The sequence below is a fragment of the Flavobacterium sp. OHVDL-2026-0007 genome (assembly GCF_059882335.1).
Genome location: NZ_CM187612.1, coordinates 1,802,136 through 1,818,883, shown reverse-complemented (window position 1 = coordinate 1,818,883; position 16,748 = coordinate 1,802,136). Strand labels below are relative to the sequence as shown.

Annotated in this window: 28 protein-coding genes; 8 read left to right on the top strand and 20 right to left on the bottom strand. The window is 36.7% G+C overall.

Going from position 1 to position 16,748, the window contains the following annotated elements; translation table 11 throughout:
- Positions 1-2: 2 nt before the first annotated feature.
- The 4 genes from AC51AA_RS06910 to AC51AA_RS06895 are packed head-to-tail and all read right to left on the bottom strand — an operon-like array spanning position 3 to position 2,742.
- Positions 3-461, bottom strand: coding sequence for a CHAP domain-containing protein (locus tag AC51AA_RS06910; RefSeq protein WP_500705085.1), 459 nt, complete (start codon positions 459-461; stop codon positions 3-5).
- A gap of 16 nt (positions 462-477) precedes the next feature.
- Positions 478-882 (bottom strand): hypothetical protein, encoded by a 405-nt coding sequence (locus AC51AA_RS06905; protein ID WP_500705083.1) that lies wholly within the window; start codon positions 880-882, stop codon positions 478-480.
- Between the two features lies 1 nt (position 883).
- A complete protein-coding gene (locus AC51AA_RS06900; protein WP_500705081.1) occupies positions 884-1,723 on the bottom strand; it encodes a hypothetical protein in 840 nt (279 codons plus the stop codon).
- Between the two features lie 29 nt (positions 1,724-1,752).
- Positions 1,753-2,742 carry an HK97 family phage prohead protease gene (locus tag AC51AA_RS06895; RefSeq protein ID WP_500705080.1) on the bottom strand — a complete coding sequence of 330 codons (990 nt, stop codon included), beginning with the start codon at positions 2,740-2,742 and terminating at the stop codon, positions 1,753-1,755.
- A gap of 175 nt (positions 2,743-2,917) precedes the next feature.
- On the opposite strand from AC51AA_RS06895, the gene AC51AA_RS06890 reads away from it, so the two are divergent.
- From AC51AA_RS06890 to AC51AA_RS06855, 8 genes are all read left to right on the top strand, one after another.
- A complete protein-coding gene (locus AC51AA_RS06890) occupies positions 2,918-3,205 on the top strand; it encodes an oxidase (protein WP_500705078.1) in 288 nt (95 codons plus the stop codon).
- Positions 3,189-3,677 carry a terminase gpP N-terminus-related DNA-binding protein gene (locus tag AC51AA_RS06885; protein WP_500705076.1) on the top strand — a complete coding sequence of 163 codons (489 nt, stop codon included), beginning with the start codon at positions 3,189-3,191 and terminating at the stop codon, positions 3,675-3,677. The genes AC51AA_RS06890 and AC51AA_RS06885 overlap by 17 nt, the downstream gene beginning before the upstream one ends.
- On the top strand, positions 3,670-5,226 hold the full coding sequence (locus AC51AA_RS06880) for a hypothetical protein (RefSeq protein WP_500705074.1): 1,557 nt from the start codon (positions 3,670-3,672) through the stop codon (positions 5,224-5,226). The genes AC51AA_RS06885 and AC51AA_RS06880 overlap by 8 nt, the downstream gene beginning before the upstream one ends.
- Entirely contained in the window at positions 5,223-5,708 is a 486-nt protein-coding gene (locus AC51AA_RS06875) for a hypothetical protein (protein ID WP_500705072.1), read from the top strand. The genes AC51AA_RS06880 and AC51AA_RS06875 overlap by 4 nt, the downstream gene beginning before the upstream one ends.
- A gap of 1 nt (position 5,709) precedes the next feature.
- Positions 5,710-6,141 (top strand): phage protein Gp36 family protein, encoded by a 432-nt coding sequence (locus tag AC51AA_RS06870; protein ID WP_500705070.1) that lies wholly within the window; start codon positions 5,710-5,712, stop codon positions 6,139-6,141.
- Positions 6,131-6,628 (top strand): phage morphogenesis protein, encoded by a 498-nt coding sequence (locus AC51AA_RS06865; RefSeq protein WP_500705068.1) that lies wholly within the window; start codon positions 6,131-6,133, stop codon positions 6,626-6,628. The genes AC51AA_RS06870 and AC51AA_RS06865 overlap by 11 nt, the downstream gene beginning before the upstream one ends.
- A gap of 2 nt (positions 6,629-6,630) precedes the next feature.
- Complete coding sequence (locus tag AC51AA_RS06860) at positions 6,631-7,893, top strand: phage portal protein family protein (RefSeq protein WP_500705067.1); 1,263 nt, start codon at positions 6,631-6,633, stop codon at positions 7,891-7,893.
- Positions 7,894-8,090: 197 nt separating this feature from the next.
- Positions 8,091-9,185 carry a phage minor head protein gene (locus tag AC51AA_RS06855; RefSeq protein ID WP_500705065.1) on the top strand — a complete coding sequence of 365 codons (1,095 nt, stop codon included), beginning with the start codon at positions 8,091-8,093 and terminating at the stop codon, positions 9,183-9,185.
- Between the two features lie 88 nt (positions 9,186-9,273).
- On the opposite strand, the gene AC51AA_RS06850 is transcribed toward AC51AA_RS06855, so the two are convergent.
- The 16 genes from AC51AA_RS06850 to AC51AA_RS06775 form a co-directional block, all read right to left on the bottom strand.
- Positions 9,274-9,492, bottom strand: a complete 219-nt coding sequence (locus tag AC51AA_RS06850; protein WP_500705063.1) for a hypothetical protein — start codon at positions 9,490-9,492, stop codon at positions 9,274-9,276.
- Between the two features lie 66 nt (positions 9,493-9,558).
- Positions 9,559-9,930 (bottom strand): hypothetical protein, encoded by a 372-nt coding sequence (locus AC51AA_RS06845; protein WP_500705061.1) that lies wholly within the window; start codon positions 9,928-9,930, stop codon positions 9,559-9,561.
- A 5-nt stretch (positions 9,931-9,935) separates the two neighbouring features.
- The gene (locus AC51AA_RS06840) at positions 9,936-10,100 is read right to left on the bottom strand and encodes a hypothetical protein (protein ID WP_500705059.1); all 165 of its coding nucleotides are present in this window, start codon (positions 10,098-10,100) and stop codon (positions 9,936-9,938) included.
- A 221-nt stretch (positions 10,101-10,321) separates the two neighbouring features.
- On the bottom strand, positions 10,322-10,831 hold the full coding sequence (locus AC51AA_RS06835) for a hypothetical protein (protein WP_500705058.1): 510 nt from the start codon (positions 10,829-10,831) through the stop codon (positions 10,322-10,324).
- Positions 10,828-11,061 (bottom strand): hypothetical protein, encoded by a 234-nt coding sequence (locus AC51AA_RS06830; protein ID WP_500705056.1) that lies wholly within the window; start codon positions 11,059-11,061, stop codon positions 10,828-10,830. The genes AC51AA_RS06835 and AC51AA_RS06830 overlap by 4 nt, the downstream gene beginning before the upstream one ends.
- An 18-nt stretch (positions 11,062-11,079) precedes the next feature.
- The gene (locus AC51AA_RS06825; RefSeq protein ID WP_500705054.1) at positions 11,080-11,508 is read right to left on the bottom strand and encodes an LvrA C-terminal domain-related protein; all 429 of its coding nucleotides are present in this window, start codon (positions 11,506-11,508) and stop codon (positions 11,080-11,082) included.
- A 146-nt stretch (positions 11,509-11,654) separates the two neighbouring features.
- Positions 11,655-11,999 carry a hypothetical protein gene (locus tag AC51AA_RS06820; RefSeq protein ID WP_500705052.1) on the bottom strand — a complete coding sequence of 115 codons (345 nt, stop codon included), beginning with the start codon at positions 11,997-11,999 and terminating at the stop codon, positions 11,655-11,657.
- A complete protein-coding gene (locus AC51AA_RS06815; RefSeq protein WP_500705050.1) occupies positions 11,983-12,180 on the bottom strand; it encodes a hypothetical protein in 198 nt (65 codons plus the stop codon). Before AC51AA_RS06815 ends, AC51AA_RS06820 begins: the two co-directional genes overlap by 17 nt.
- Before the next feature lie 348 nt (positions 12,181-12,528).
- Entirely contained in the window at positions 12,529-13,035 is a 507-nt protein-coding gene (locus AC51AA_RS06810; protein WP_500705049.1) for a hypothetical protein, read from the bottom strand.
- A complete protein-coding gene (locus AC51AA_RS06805; RefSeq protein WP_500705047.1) occupies positions 12,998-13,387 on the bottom strand; it encodes a hypothetical protein in 390 nt (129 codons plus the stop codon). The genes AC51AA_RS06810 and AC51AA_RS06805 overlap by 38 nt, the downstream gene beginning before the upstream one ends.
- Before the next feature lie 49 nt (positions 13,388-13,436).
- Positions 13,437-13,592, bottom strand: a complete 156-nt coding sequence (locus AC51AA_RS06800) for a hypothetical protein (protein ID WP_500705045.1) — start codon at positions 13,590-13,592, stop codon at positions 13,437-13,439.
- Between the two features lie 125 nt (positions 13,593-13,717).
- Positions 13,718-14,371, bottom strand: coding sequence for a DUF3164 family protein (locus tag AC51AA_RS06795; protein WP_500705043.1), 654 nt, complete (start codon positions 14,369-14,371; stop codon positions 13,718-13,720).
- 2 nt (positions 14,372-14,373) lie between these two features.
- Positions 14,374-14,637: a hypothetical protein gene (locus AC51AA_RS06790; protein ID WP_500705041.1), complete on the bottom strand. Its 264-nt coding sequence runs from the start codon at positions 14,635-14,637 to the stop codon at positions 14,374-14,376.
- Positions 14,638-14,819: 182 nt separating this feature from the next.
- Positions 14,820-15,224: a hypothetical protein gene (locus tag AC51AA_RS06785; protein ID WP_500705039.1), complete on the bottom strand. Its 405-nt coding sequence runs from the start codon at positions 15,222-15,224 to the stop codon at positions 14,820-14,822.
- Positions 15,225-15,228: 4 nt separating this feature from the next.
- Positions 15,229-15,858: a P-loop NTPase family protein gene (locus AC51AA_RS06780; RefSeq protein WP_500705038.1), complete on the bottom strand. Its 630-nt coding sequence runs from the start codon at positions 15,856-15,858 to the stop codon at positions 15,229-15,231.
- Positions 15,859-16,737 (bottom strand): AAA family ATPase, encoded by an 879-nt coding sequence (locus AC51AA_RS06775; RefSeq protein WP_500705036.1) that lies wholly within the window; start codon positions 16,735-16,737, stop codon positions 15,859-15,861. It lies immediately after the preceding gene.
- Positions 16,738-16,748: the final 11 nt, after the last annotated feature.

The window sequence follows — 16,748 nt, the reverse complement described above, 5'->3', positions numbered from 1 at the left end:
TTTTAAATTCGGATAAATCCTTTAATACTCGAAATCTTTCGGATTCTATTGCAAACGGCGTAACCTTCACGGCTTCCGTCATCGTTTGTATTGCCTTCGATAGTGTGAATGTTCAATCCTTCCACTTTTTCAACAAACCCAGTGTGTCCAACTCCTTTGCCAAAATCTATTATAAAAATGTCCCCCGCAATTGGCGTAGTACTTTTAAGGGTCGGAGCTAGGGCATTCCATTGAGCCAAAACACCGCCTGTTTTTTTAAGTGGATTTGGCGTTTTTAATTTGGTACTGGCTTGTAGCACATTCCAAAAAACAAAAGCCATGCACCAAGCAAAACCCTTTCCAAGTCCGACACTCCTTAAATATATTTCGACTTCGGGACCCGCATTGCTACCCTTTGGAATTTCAGTTACGCCGATTTGGCTTTGTGCCGATTGTAATGAGGCATTTGCTAGTGGTGTCATAAACTTTTATTGATTTTTACAATGATTCTTTATAAGCAGTCAAAACTGCTATTAGTGATTCCGCTTTTTGGTCAACTGTTTCTAATTTCAGAAAAGCAACCAATTGTTTCAATGGATTATAATTTTCTTTAACTAAACCATTGTTTAAAAGCTCCAACTGATCTGCATTTAATTCGATAGCTTTATCGCTTAAATTGGCTTCACCAAACACTTCAATGTTATTTACATTTGAATGTGGTGTTACATTATTATCTTCCAAAGTGGTGGCGTGATTTTGAGCAAAACCGAAGTTTTCAAAAATATATCCGTCAGCTGTAGAAAATACTTCACTCTTTGCACCTTTTTGTGCAAAATAATTGCTTACGGCTAAAGCAATGGCAGTCAGTAAGACTGCCGAATCCGTTTTTTGTGCTTTTTCCATATTAGTTCAAGATTGCTCCTAAATATTTAGGATTAGCTGCACGGATGTTACCAACAAGAGCTCTTTGAGCGAATGAGATTTCGTCAGCTTGCGAAGCAGCACTGCGAATTGTTTCGTACATCTCTGTATCTCCAAAACATCTAAATGTTTCGTTTGAACACCAAGTAAAAGAGCAGTTTTTATCGTCTACGGCTTTCACAGTTCCGTATGGCTTTTTAGCTCCCGCAGCCGTGTACAATGCAGTTTGGTTGTAGTTGTAAACTGTGAAGCCATACATCTTGTTTGTATCTAAGATTTTCTTATACAAAACTGTATCTTCCTCTTCAATTTTGCCCATGTGTTCAGCTGTCAAACAGATGTTCAAATTATCGTATATATCCAAGCCATTGTAAAATGCCTTCATTTTAATGATTGCACTAATAAATTTACCAGCTCCTACAGTGATAATTTTATTATTTGCATTGTCCAGGGCAGGTGCCCAAGCAAAAGCCGCTCTTTTTCCGAGGTTTTTAGCCAAAGAAGCTTTGTGTCGGTTAGTTATCGAAGCACGTTTATTGTACTGCAATTCTATCTCTTGCAAATCTCTGTGGCGCGTTCTGTCCGTAGAGTACGTTTTTAAAGTAACCTCATTTGGAATATCTGTAATTGCCGCTATTGGCAAATCGGTTTCACTACCCGCAAAGTAGTCCTCGTGAACCTCGGGATCAATACCCGCTTCCGCTAGGTGTAAAGTATTGTTATCTACATACTCGGATTTGTCCGTTGATGCAAAAACAAAACTGTTATCTGGGATAGGATTCTCCTGAATGCCTGCAACCCATACTTCTTTTTGTAAAGCCATATCTATTTTTTATAAATGCGATTAATTATTTATTTATTTGCTGTGTATCTCACACCCGCCTGATAATCTTTGGCCAGTTGAGCATACTTTGCGGGTTCTTCATCTCTGATTTTTGACAATTTCACGGCATCGTGTCTTTGCAAATAATCAAATGATTCCTCGGGTGTTGTAGTAGCTACTCCCGAAGTCGCTTTCCCTTTAAGGATCACTTCTTTTACTGCCGTTTGGTTTCCGTTACCCACATTTTCCGCTTCTTTGTCTCCAATCAATTTGGATAAAATGGCAGTTTGTCCGTCAAAATCACTTTCAAAAGCTTTCACTTGTGAATCTTTCAAAGTAGCAGGAATCAATCCCAATTGCACCGCTTTATCAACCAAAACAGTTGCACCGCTCAAACGAATTGTTTTGATTTCCGCTTCCAGTTCTGCCACTTTAGTTTTAGAGTTTGATGCTTCCAATTTTACTTGTGCAATAGTGTCAAGTAATACATTTTCCGACGTATCGGCAGGTTTACCCAATGCTAGGGCAATTGTTTTTAATTCCATATCTTCAATTTTTATGTTCAATTTATTCAACTTTACTTCGCCTCCTTTTTTAGATAATTTCAGAGCATCATCATTACCGCCAATGGGAACAATCGAAATTTCTACAAGCTTACATTTAGTAACCGTTTCGTACAATTGTCCTTCTATTACCAATTCGGGTTCTGACGATGCTGCAATCACATCGGCGTACATGGATGCCATACGGATAAAACCGCCAGCCACTTTGTCGGCAATCCTTTTAGAGAATTCGTCATTCTCATCAAATTCAATGGTTGCGATCAGTTTTTTATCCTGGACAAAAAGTTTGATACAACGCCCGATAACTTCCCCTCCTTTATTCTTAAAAGAATCTCGCTCATGTAAATACAGTACAACAGGATTGCGCAAGTATTGAGTGTAGTCAATACCATCGGTCAAAATGCGGTATTTGTACTCGTTTACGTTTTCGGTATTAATAACAAAGTCGTATTGCATTGGCTTTTTAAAATTGAATTTGGTAATTATTTCGAGGACAAAATTGGGGCGGTTTTCGAGTAAAAAAAAACTACTCTCCAAGGCTTGGGCACAATGAATACAAGCGTTGTTTAAAATAAATACAAGGCTTGAAGTTCCTTTTTTTCTACGCCTATTATATGTGGAACTTTGCCCTATGACTGATATACTTTTAGACACAAATGGAGACCTAGCCATGCAAAATGGTGACTTTGTTTTGGGCTTTTCGGACTACACGCACCAAGAACATATTTTGATGGCAACTAAAGGCGAATTCAAAGAATTTCCTGAATTGGGTGTTGGACTTAACCGAATGCTTAGTGACGACGACTATATGCCGTTTTTGATTGATGCCAAGAAAAACTTGGAGTACGACGGTATGAAAATTAATAACATAAAGTTTGAGGAAAACGAAAACCTGAATATCGATGGATACTACAAGTAAAGGCAAAGGCAGAATGACTGCAGCTCAAAGCGACTACAAAAAATTACAGGCAAAAGATTTGTTTGTAAAAGGTTTCTCGTTGACTAATATTTCTGAAATTTTAGGAGTTGGTGTCAAAACTTTATCTAATTGGCGGGAGCTACATTGTTGGGAAAATGAAAAAGAACTTTTTGCTATACGACCGAGCGAAATAAAAAAACTAATACTTCAATATGTAATCGATATAAAAGAAGGTAGACAGCCAAAACACAAAGCGGATGATTTAGCTAAAATTTCAGCCGCTTGGGATCGAATGGATGACGACCGAAAAAAAGCAGTTCATACAATGGAAAGCTTTGACGGTTTTAGCCAATTTATGGTTGTACAGGCAGGGAATAACACAGGCAAAAAGCGTGATGAAATATTAGAATTATTGCAGACTATTCGTGTGCATTTTGATAAATATGTAAATGAATTAGTAAGCAATGACTAAAACGGAACTCAAACAAGCTCTTGAAAAATACCAGTTGGAATCGAAAAGAATCCAGTTACTTTCGGGTGCATCTTTATTTAAAGAAACCACAGCCGAACAGGAAAAAAGAATTAAACACCTTTTAAAACCTGAAAACTATTTGGAGTTTTTTGAATATTACTATGGTGTGAATTCGCTTTTAGCTTTAGCGGATGCGCCTTGCGCAAAATTTCATTTAACCAGTTATTTAGAACTGTTTAAAAACCCTTTAATCAAACAACAACGCCGTTGGTTTCGTGGTGCAGCAAAGTCTATTCATACAAACGTTGGGAACTTGTGCCACCTCAAAGAAAACAACGAGGTTAATTTTGGTTTAATCATTGGGCGTACGCTCGATGCGGGCAAACTTTTACTTTCCGATGTACAAATGCACCTTGAAAGTAACGAACGATACATCAAAGATTTTGGTATACAAATGCAATACGGTTCTTGGGCAGAAGGTCAGTTTGAAACCAATGACAAAAAAATGTTTAAAGCGTTAGGATTAAACCAACCGTTTAGAGGTTTGCGTAACGGAGCCTGGCGACCTGACTTCGCCTCAATGGACGATTTAGAAGACCGAAAACAAGCCAAAAACATTGACCTAACAAAAGAGAATGTACAGAAGCTCACAGGAGATTTAGGAAAGGCTGGACAAAAAGGACGTTTCCGTCAAGTAATGGCAAACAACTACATCGTAAAAAACGGAATTGTTGACGGGTATGCCGAAAAAAACAAGAAATCGCCAAACCTTAAAATTAGTACAGTCAATTTATGTGATGATAAATTTAAACCGACTTGGCCAGAGCGATACAGCGTACAAGATTGTAAGGATATTGTAAGTGATACCGACTATCATACGAGCCAAAGAGAAGATTTCAATAATCCAGTTGAGGAAGGTAAGCGAATTAAAGCCGAGTGGATTCGATACAAGAAAACGCACGGTAATCAGGTTTTTAATGGTTTGATTGAATTTTGGGATTTGTCCTATAAAGATACAGGTGATTTTAAAGCAGGTGGAATTTTGTCAATTGAATTAGGACGTGCACACGTTTTGGAAATATTCAACCGTCAGGTCAGTTTATCCGAAGCAATGAACCAACACTATGAGTGGCAAAGAAAGTATAATAGCAAAGGAATGTCAATCATTTCATACTATGATGCCACAGCAGCTCAATCAGTAGTTTATGAACCTGAATGGCTTGTAGCATGCGAAGAAAATAACGCCGTTGGAATTCCAATTCCTGACCACGCATCAGGCGATAAACACGATAAAATTGACGCTACTTTGACTAATACTTTTCAACGTGGATTAATCACTTTTGATGAAAAGTTAAAAGATACGGAGGACATGGACAAAGCGGTGGAACATATCGTCGCTTTTGAAAAAGGTTGCAAAACGCCCGATGATATTTTGGACGTTTTAGAACAATGCGTTCGTAAAGGCAGGCTATTATTTGGTTATTCTCAAAAAGAGGAAAGCAACCAAAAACCCGTAATTGGAAAACGCAAAACAACACGTAGACTATGACACCAAGGAAGGAACTATTTATAAAAACAAAACTTGCTCTAGCCGAATTGCCAATCTTGGAGTTGGTCGATTTGCAACGCAAACAGTTCAGTATGCCGAAAGAAAACTATCCGAGTTATTTTACAGCTGCTTTAGTCGAAATCAAAGCCATAACGTGGCAAACGATGGTAGAGCAAAAGCAGGAAGGAAAAGCGACCGTCGAAGTGATTTTTTATTGTAAAGATGGTTGGATGGAACAATACAACGGAACTGCCGACCCCGAACACGGATTAATTGAAATTGATGTGATTGATTCTATTGTAGAAAAACTCCAAGGATTAAGAGGCGACACTTTCAAACAATTAGATTTATCTAACGAAGAAAGCGTTGATGAAGCATTTGAAATGATGAGTTACAAGCTCTCGTTTTCAACCATCATTTACCGACATATTAATCCCCGTTTTAGTAGCAAAAAAATAAGCATTCAACCAACAACAGTATAATATGTTTTTAGAAAAATCCGAATTAAAGACCGTAGGAGTTGACGAAATTATTAATCGAATTATTAATAATGACGATACAATTGTCGAGGATATTATTGCCGAAAGCATCGACGTAATGAGCGGGTATTTGTTTCAGTATTTTGACGCCGAAGCCATATTTAATGCCTCCGATAAAGACCGTAATCTTACAGTACTCAAACACCTTAAAGGAATTGTTCTTTTTGAAATTTACACTCGCAGAACCAAAACCCTAAATGATGTGGCAAAGTTACGATATGATGAAGCAATGCTATGGTTAGAGAAAGTTTCAAAAGGAACAATAAAACCCAATTTACCGCCAAAGCTCGTGGATACCGACGGCGACGGAACTCCCGATAGCGAAGTGCTGTTTATGAAGTTAGGCAGTCGCAAAAATTACCCAAATGGCTGGTAGTTTATCCGACTTGCAAAAGTTACTGATTCGAGCTTCAAAAGAGATTCCCGAAAAGGCATTGCGGGTTATTGGTGTAGAAGGCAAGAAGTTTATTGAAAAGAATTTCCGAGACCAGGGCTTTACCGACAACAGTACGGAAAAGTGGAAGGATCGTAAGCTAACCGATAAAATGGGAGTGGACAACACCCGATACAGAACCAATCGAGTAGGACGTTCGGGAAGCCTTAACCGTTTTGGGAGTAGAACCGTAGATCGTGCCATATTAGTCGGATTTTCTACCGGTGGAGACAAACTGAAAAACTCCTTTAAATATAACGTGAGCCAAGGCAGTAGCAGGGTTGTTTTTAGAACTTATAAACCATATGCGAAGCGACACAACGAAGGACTTGACGGAATGCCGAAACGTCAATTTATAGGAAAGTCCGAGTATTTAAACCGACAAATTGCGGACAAAATAAAAAGAGAATTAGATTTAACACTACGATAAAAATGAGTTCAAAATATAGAAACATAGCCAACGCAAAAAGGCAAGTGAGCAAGGTCAATCTTTCGGGAAATGCTATTGGCAAAAAAATAAGTTTGTCAAATGTTGATTCCAGTAACATATCCAAAATAACGGATTTGATGGTTGATGTTATCCGCCGTCAACGTCGTCTGTGGCGCAAAGAGATTAACGATTGGCAGGCGGCGAGATATGCTTATTATCAATCCGAAATACCTCGTTTCTTTCCGATGCAAGAAGTCTATGATGATATTATGTTAGACGGACATTTAACAGCTGTCACCGAAGACAGAACGCTAAGAACCATTAACGAAGATTACATTTTTACTGTTAACGGAATTAAGGACGATAATCTAACGGAATTCATCGAAGATCAGGAGTGGTTTGATTATGTGTTGGAAGAGGCGCACAAAACGACTTTCAAAGGAGAAGGCTTTTTGTGGATAAAAGACTTTGAAAAAGGTAGTATCAAAGAAGTCGAAATGATTGACCGTGGTTTGTTAGTACCAGGACAAAAAATACTATTGTACGATATCAATGGAACAAAAGGTTTAGATGTGTCCGAGGTGGATGATGTTTTGCTGTACGCCAAGTTTTACAGCAATATCGGGATATTAGAGAAAGCTGCCGTTTACACCATTCTTAAACGCCACTCGTGGGGTTCTTGGGATGAATTTGAGGAATTGTTTGGTGTACCTATTCGTATTGCTAAAGTAGCTAGTCAAAGCGAAACCGTTAAAAATGAAGTAGCAGGATGGTTGGAAGAAATGGGAAGCGCACCTTATGGAGTTTTCCCAATTGGTACTGAAATTGATATTAAAGAAAACAGCAAAGCGGATGCCTTTCAAGTTTTCTATATGAAAATACAAGCTTTAGATAAAGAGCTTTCTAAATTGATTTTGCACCAAACAATGACAACCGAAAACGGAGCAAGCAAAGCCCAAGGAACGGTACACGAAAACACCTTGGAGGAGGTCATCAAAAGCGACAAAAAGAAAATGCTTTCTTTCTTGAATAAACGCTTAGTTCCTGCTATGCGTAAGTTAGGTTACGCTATTCCAGAAAATGCCAAAATCACTATTGAAAAGACCAAAGACCCTGAAAAGCAAATTAAAATCGATAGCCAGTTAATGAGCAATGGCTACATTTTAAAACAGCAATATGTTGAGGAAGTTTATGGAGTAGAAATTGAAATTATGCCGTCTTATCAAACGCCACCAACTAAAACCGACAATGCAAAAAAGCCTTAAGCCTGCTTAAACTATACTATCGTTCTAAATGTTGCGAAACGGAACACGATCCCGCAATACTTGATAAACAAGACGATGTTTTAAGCGGGCTTATCGAAAGCTATTTTAGGCAATTATATGACGACAGAAATGTATCTGACGAAAATAAGCAAGCTCTTTTTGAGTATTACAACTCCCATTTAACCAAAGCGTTTGATTTGGGTTATAGTGCCGATTCCGAGTTTTATGATGCCGATCTAGCACAATCTTTAAAAAATGATATTGTGCAATTTTCAGCATTCAAAGAAACGAGTTTCAGAACACAATTAGAGTCCGCACTTACCGATGATGGCAAAGTAGTTTCTTGGTCGGATTTTAAAAACAAAGCTTCAGAACTGAATATCGAATACAATCAACGTTGGTTAAAAACCGAATACCATCATACGGTTGCAACGGCAAACAGCGTGGCGAATTGGAAAGGTTTTGAAGCCGATGCGGACTTGTATCCAAACCTAAAATACAATGCCGTAAACGATGCCCGAACTCGTGAAAAACACCGTGCCTTAGATGGTTTGATTTTACCAATAAATCACCCATTTTGGAAAACCCATAATGTGCCATTAGATTGGGGTTGTCGTTGTGGCTTAGAGCAAACAGACGAAGAAGCAAGTAAAGTAATTCCCGAACTGGATATAAAAGGGGCATTTAGAAATAACGCCGCTTTGAGTGGAAAAGTGTTTGGCGAAATATCGTATGAGGGAGGAATGAACGCTACCCAAATTATAGAATCTAAAACCAACGCCAAAAAGTTTGTAGCAAATAAAGTATTACAATCGGATAGAAAAGACCAATTTAAGACGGTATTTGAAAGTAAAAAAGGAGCTGTTTTAGAGCACCAATTAATTACTAAAAGTGATGATTATAAGGACATTCTAGGAGTTGCCAAAGCCTATGCACAAAAAGGAAAAATTGCCGAAATGTTACCCGAAATTTCAGAACGTGAAAAAACGGTTAGAAATGTTGTTTTTCCAAACTTACAGTCCAAAACATCAAATCCCGATTTAAAAATAGGCAATCAATATTTTGATGTCAAAAGACCGTCTGCTATTAAAAATATTTTAGGGAATGCAAATAAAGCATCTAAACAGGGAGCAATTGCTGTTATTAGTGATAGTAGATTAGATAAGCCTTTGACGGACACCATTATCCAGGAGAGAGCGAAAGACATTTTTAAGAATAAAAATTACAAGTATGATTCGGTTGTATTTTATAAAGATGGAGAGCTAATTGTATTAAATCGAACAGGCGTTTAGTATTACTACTAAACGCCTGAGCTTTGCCCGACCCGCAAGCCTGACTATGCAAATATACAAACTTTTTTAAATACTATTTAAAAAGAGTTTAAAGTAATTGTAATTGAATGTTTTGAGGTGGTGGAGTATTGCCGTAGATTCCTTCGTGTTTTATGATTGCTTCAACAGTTCGATTGGCTAAAAACATTTTATTTGCCACTTCATCAATAACAGCATCAACGCGCCACTTCTTGTTCTTTTCGAGAAGCTCGTAGAACATTTTGCGCACCTGAGTGTTTCTGTTATTAAATCGTTCCTGTTTTGTCATGTGACAAAAATATAAAATGTTTTAACAAAAAAAAAGCCCAGTTTTTAGCTGGGCTTTTTGGTGGAATTATTTTTGTTTTTGGGATTGTTCTAAAAGCCAAACGGCATCAGTATTTAACTTTGTATCAGGTGCCATTTTGTAGTAGCCGTATTGCGGTTTATTTGCTAAAACGGTTTTGGCAAACTTAGTAAAATTGAAACTTTCATCTTTAAAAACCGATAAGTCAATAGATTTGTCATAAATATAGAAATGACTTGTTTGCGTTGGATTCGCCCATTTATTTACATAATCTTCAACATCTTGTTTAGTTGCGCCATCTTCGTGCTGAGCAACCCAGTACCAAGCACCATTAAACTCAAAAGAGGCAATGTCTTTAACTTTGTTTGGACTACAAGATAGTAGTGTAAAGAGTGAGAATAGAGACAGTATTTTTTTCATATTGGTTATTTACAATTTTTAAAATCTAAAATAAAAATTTTTGGTAAGTGCGAAAACAATTGTGTTTGTGTCATTGATGGGCATTTAAAAGCCTGAATAAAATTAACAATCACAAGCCAAAGTACCGCAAAGAAAAATAACCCTGCTAACACCTTTTTAATTCTTTCCATAATTCAAATGTATTAATAAAAGCAGATGTATCCCAATAGAAAAATAAGAATTACGCCAATAATTTCAATTGCCTTTATTCTTTTATTTGTTTGTCTGTCTATCTCAGATAGTTTTTGTTTTAATCTCAAATTTTCTCGATCATAAATTTGTTGGTATCTATCAGTCATAATTTAAAGGTAATAAGGTTTATTTTTGTTTTTTTACGGATTTCCGTAGTTGATTAATACCTCTTATCCGTCCAGTGGATAATTTTACCCGTAAAACCATTCTCGAAGTATGCAAAAAAATCATTAACGGTGTCAAATCCATCATTTTGGGATAATGCTTCAATTTCTTTATCATTCAATCGCTTTTTACCGTCAATAATAATCGCACATTTTGGTGGCAAATCATTCATTATAGTTTCACGGTTTGAGTAATACACAATCTCAACTTCTTGAGTGCTGACCACAGGCAGAACCGGTGCAAACCGAAACATATTCTTTTGACGGCAATTGATAAAGAAATCAATTTTTGTTCCTGGTTGCCAACGATCTTTTTTATCATCTCGGATGGTGTGCAATTTCGGTATGTGTGTACCAACTGTATAGTTTTTAGGCAAGGCTGTTCTGCCTAACTCTAAAGAATCATTCATTTTAATTTGGATTCCTTTTTGTAATATCGTCTCCCAAATACGCTCTACAAAATATGTTGGCTTGCCGTTTAATTGTGTGCTAAATCCTAGTATCATATAATGGAGTTATAATGAATATAAAAGCCAACATTCGTTTGATCGTACCCTAATTTGTCTAAGTCAATAATTAGTTTTCTTAAAGTATCAGCGACAAGTTTATGAGCTTGACTTTGAATTTCATGAGGTGGTAACTTATCATAAAGTCCTTTGCTTTCGTGAGTCATAAAACTCTCGTGGTGAACGTAACCTTTTTTAGGTTTTTTGGTTTTAAAAATTAATTTAGACATATCTATTTATTAAAATTATTAATACTCATCATTAAATCGTTTTTGGTTAATCCAAGTCACTAAGTGTGCTTTGGCTTGCCCTGTTTTGGCTAAGAATTCATCGTACTTTTTGAGAGCATTGAAACACTTTATTTTTTCGACTAGTGTAAGTTTTTCAAAAGCTTTTTCGGAGGCTTCTTTTTTTACTTTTAAATTATACTTTTTCCAAAAGGCTTCAAAAGAGTAATCGTCTATCTTGAGTTCTATGGTTACAATTTTCTTAAACTTTGCCCAAGCTTCAATCATTGTGATACTTTCGGGAAAGGTTTGCTTTCGCAATAAATTGATAAAACCCGTGCCAGGCGAATTAATAAAACAATGTAAAATGCCGTCGGTTTTTCTATACTGAAAAATCCACTTTTCTTTAGTTTCAATAAAGGTTACTTCGTAGGTTGTGTATTCTTCCATTTAAATCTATTTTAAAAGGTATTTAATAGGTTTTGTGTCTTTGTGGTTTCTTGCCAGTAATTTAGCTTCTTGCCTTAATCGATGGTCGGTTTCGAAAATCGTTTCACTTTTGTTAGTTGGCTTTTTGAGTTGTTTACCTAATGACATTATGCTAGTTTTTCGTCTAAATAATTTAGTACTATTCTTAAATCGTTTTTGGGTTTGGAGTCATTCACTGTGTCGAGTAATGACGAAATAATTTTTAACAAGGCTAACTCTTCGTGATATTTTAAGGTTAGTTTATGTGTTTTACCTTGCTCAAACAGATTATTAGATTTTATAAGCTCTTTTCGTTTTTTACTAAACTTTTCCTCTAGCTCAAAAGCTATCGAACGGATAGCTTTTTGTTCCTGAGTTGTGGCGGGAAATAGATTGAATACTTGGTCTAAAAGTTTTGCGATTGCAAATACTTGGTCGGCGGTGTAGATTGGAGTTTTAGTCTTTTTTTTCATCTTTCTTTTTAATTGAAATTAATACCGCACTTGGATACATCTTTTTGAAATATGCAATTGCGCAAGTTTCGTCGACTTCGTCTATTTCTGTGGAAAATATTATACCAATTCCTGTATATTTCAATACAAATCTGATTTTGCCAATCTGAAGTGGATAGTCATTTGTAAAGTTTTTTTTCATCTTAACATTCTGTTTTAGGTTCTTCTAATGGTTCACCACATTGGATGCATACTAATTGTGTAGTTTCGCACGTTGTAACACTTTCTAATACTTTGATTTGGGCTATGTCGTGGGGACATATTTCGGTGATGCTATACGAGTCCACGGTCAGAGTCTTTTTTAAACAAATGCTTTGCATTGCACCATTTATGGCAATCGTTTACGTCTTTACAATCACATTTAGGATATTTAGATTTTCTCTTTTTCTTTTGTGTTGGCCACATTAACCATGTAGTTATACCTGCCATATATCCAAAGAGAAAACACCAAATCCTTATGTCTTGTAAATCTTTTATTATCTCGTCCATCTTACTTATATTTTTTTCTTACCATTGATTTAAAACACTCTATTATTTTGGAAAGTTCTTGCGGATTCATGGCTTTTAAAGGCTTTTTAACTGGCGATTCTTTACTCTTTAAAAAATTACTCAATCGCTCCAAGTCTGCTACTTCGCCGTGGCGTTCGTGTGGAATTGTCCATTGCATGGTTCGGAGCTGAGCCATAACACCAAGGTGTTGTTTGTTCGTTTTGTCGAACATCCCCCAATTGTCGGTTTGTGCTTCCTTTGGGGTGGAATTATCGCCTGTTTGTTGCCTAATTATCTTGACGGCTTGGGCTTGGGTAAGGCTTTTTAGTGAAGTACGAGAACTGTCTCCAGTAACCCATTGTACCCATTCGTCTTTTATATCTTCTTGCCAATTGCAGTTTTTACGAATGGTTTTGATTTGATACGTTGTGATGGGTAAATCGTTGCCGTAAAGTACTGGTGGTTTTGTTTTAGTTGCTGTCATCGTTTGAATCGGGGTGTTTTTCATTTTCTTGATTTTCTGAAAGCTTAAATATTGCTGGATTACTAACTCCGTAAACCGTCATTGTGTCCCATTTAGTAGGAACATTTTCTTTATCTAACCACCATCCACCAATACGAATCATTACAGCATCAATATCCCAAACTTCTACTTCAACGCCATAAATAACAATCCTTTTAAAACCACGTCTCTTTATACCATTTTCAATAAGCTCGTAAACTTTTAATTTTTCAACGGGTGAATTTTCTTTTATAAACTCTTTTAAAACTTCGCTGTATTCTTTATTGATTACTTCAAGATGTTTTTCTTTTAGTGTCAATAATTCGTTTCGCTTTAAAATAAAATCCTCTTTTTTCATATTACTTTGTCTTATAGGTTGCTGTTATGTGTTTTGTAAATGCTTTATTTTAAATCACAAGGGTTTGGTAGTTGGTAAAAGCGGTTAACTCTGTATCGCTTAATAAATGGTCGCATGTCCAGAAATTACATTTATTTTTAAAAACCAAATGCCCGTTTACCGTGTATTCTTCGTGGTCTTTTATTGGCATTATTTTTACGCTCATTGGCTCGCTGTTTATAGGTTGTAGTTATTTTAAAATGCAACCATTCAAGAAAAAGAATGGTGTCTTTTCGGTTAAACACTACTAGCGCAATGGCTAGTAGTGTTGATGTTTTGTAGTCACTCATTCTAAAGGCTAGAAAAGTTTAAGTAAAGGTTTTGCCACTTTCCGTCAGCGCCTTTCATCTTGAATTCATATCCGTAACCTTTTAGGTGGTTCGAGAATGATTCTTTTATCAGTTTTAAGCCTTCTTTCCAACGTGGATCATCAAACTTATCTTCGTGCTTGTATAAATCCATTACACGGTTGTATTCAAGTTCGCCTTGTGCGTTTCGTTCTAAGAAGCTCATTAGAATTTCGTACATCTTTACGTCACGTTTTTTTATGGCATCGCCTAAGAAGTCTTTTATCAGTTCCACGGCTTTTCCGCTTCGTTCGTCCCACACTGGTTCAGTATCTCGACGGCGTGTTACTCTCATGGTGTCCTCAGTGTCAGTTACTGAAAACCCGCCTTTGGAGTTGCTTCTTAATTTTCCATATTCCGAAAGCTTCACGGCTTGTTTATCCATTTCGATGTGACAATATGTTTTGAATTCGCCCAATTCTTTAAATAATGCTTTGGCGGTAGTAAGGACTTTAGAAACCATTTCGTCACGGTCTTTTTCGTAAGTTGCTTTTTCCTTTTCTTCTTTGGCTTTTTCTGCTTTTTTACGTTTAGCCAACATTTGTTCTAGTTCGGCTGTGGTGTATTCTTTTTTCTCTATTGCTTCTGGTGTACTCATAATTAATTGTTGATTTTACTTAAAGTGAAATTGATTTTATTTTCGATGTGTGCGTTAACCTTATAATTCCTAACCTCTAGGGCTGTTGTTTCGCCGTTTTCATGGGCTATTTGGCTAAATATTGAGCCTCGTTCTTGATTAATGGCTATTCGCTCGCCCGTTGTAAATACTTTGTTTTTTCCGTCGCTTAAAAAGTCAATTTGTGAGCATTGTTCTAATGCTGTATGTAGATTGTTTAGGCGTTGTGGGAGTTGGGAATCTTTCATACATTGTAAAAATTATGTTCTCGTAAATCTAAGGTGCCTCGCTCATGGGGTCTTGGTGTGGATTGCTCTCGGAGCTTTCGCAAATCCTTTTCGATTATAGTGCGGTTCTCATGGTTTGGGTTGTCTCTTAGCCATTGTTCTAATTCGGCTATTTTGTTGGCTTGATGTTGTGGAGTCATGGGCTAGTTTTGGTTTAATATTGATGTTTCGATTCTGATTCCTTCTATTCTATTGGTTTTTGGCTTTTCGGTGCGCTTTTTGGCGTTTTGCAATAAACTCATTGGGAAGCGTGACATTAGTTTATTAATACACTCGCAATACAGTTTGTCTTTGTCAGTTCCGATTATTTCGGGGTAACGAGCGGACAATAGTTTAAATTCTTTTTCTTCTTTAGCTAATTCAGTAATAAACCATTTGTTTACTGGAGCATTTGCGAAAACTTGCTGAAACTCTCTCGTGGTTGTAGTTACACTTGATGTCCATAATTCCCAAAAAGCAAGGATAAAATCTTCTTTAGTGTCCGCTAATGCAAATACATTCATTAAGTATTCTACTGCTGACTCTTGTGCGGCTATTATTTTGTTCATTGCGTTAGTTTTTTGAAATTTCGCTACCGTGAAATAGCATTGCTGTTTGATCGTTTATTGTTAATATTCCTCCTGGGCATCTGCCACCTACAAATGCGGTTAAGCCTTCGACTCTGAAATACACATTACATAGCTTTTTTGCGAGCTTTGCCATTGCCGTGGTTGGTTCGTTTTTTTCCATGTGCGCCATTATGATAAATAGAGTGTCTGGAAATTGCCTTTTTAGTTTTCTTAAAACAGCGGTTTTCAAATCGTCAACGTATGCCGTGGCATTATCAATAACTATGATTTTTGCGCTTTGTCTTTTAGAAAGCATTGTTTCGAGTTCCTCCATTTCTAAGAAGTCGTGAAACTTAATTTTGGTGTTCTTAAAATCAATTTTCGCTCTAGCGATATTCTGCTGAAATGTAAACCCCGTTCCTTCTTCCGCTGATACATAGTTTAGGTTTTCGAACTGCGTTAAGTATTCTGATAGTAAAAGGGCGAGCGTGGTTTTTCCGTTCTTTTCGTTGCCGTATATTACCCAAATCCCACCTCGTTCTTGCTCTCCTAAAACCTTTTCCCAAATACCAGTGAATCTGAACGTTTTAAACTTTTTATTTAAGAGTGTTTTAACCGTAATTCCTCTAGCCATTTATGCGCCTATTTTTATTAAGGTTTCTAAATATCGAAGCGTGGTTTCTTTGGCAATGCATTTGTTTATGAGTGGCTTTATTTTGGTTTTGTCAGTAATATTTGCGCTTGCTACAGCTCCAATTAACTCTGTGTAGTAGGCTTGGCGGTCGGCTTTTCCGTTGGGTACTAACTTGATAAATTCGTCAGAGAAACGGCTGAATATTTCGGCATACCCTACTTTTTGAGCGCTCAAACCTTTGTTTATTTTTCGTCTCAAACCATCAGCTCCCATCATGTACCAACCGCAAGAACCGTCCGTTCCGTTCCAAATTCCTTTCAACTCTAAAAAAGCATCATATTGTAAGTCTCCCGCTTCGTCAAGGATTATTAAAGGGCGTTCTAAAGTGGTAATGTAATATTTTGCATTTTCTAAAATCTCGTTGTACTTACCGTGGTTGTCAATTCCAATTGTTTTGGCTAACAGCTTAATGAATTGTTGTTTTGATTTGGCTTGAGAACAATCAACATAAAAAGTGTTTTTCATTTTTCGGATGATGTGCTTCGTGCAAAATGTTTTCCCAATTCCGCAATCATCTACTAAAACCATTGAACGGCTCAGCTCTTTACAAAAATTTAAATTGTCTTCGATTTCGCTATATACTGAGGTGCGAGCCACTTTCCAGTTGTCCTCAAAAACTTTTACTTGTAATTGGCGACCGATAGTAATCCAAGAAGTATCACTTAATACTTTGTCGGTTTCGCCTTTTTTAATTCTGCTATAGATGGCGTTGTTTATTCCTAAACTTTTAGAAAAATCGGCATCAGAACCGCCGTAGTTTTTACGTTTTTCTAAAATTGCAAATCTTACTTTTTCTTTAAATTCTGTTGTTAAGTTCATCCTTGTTTTTT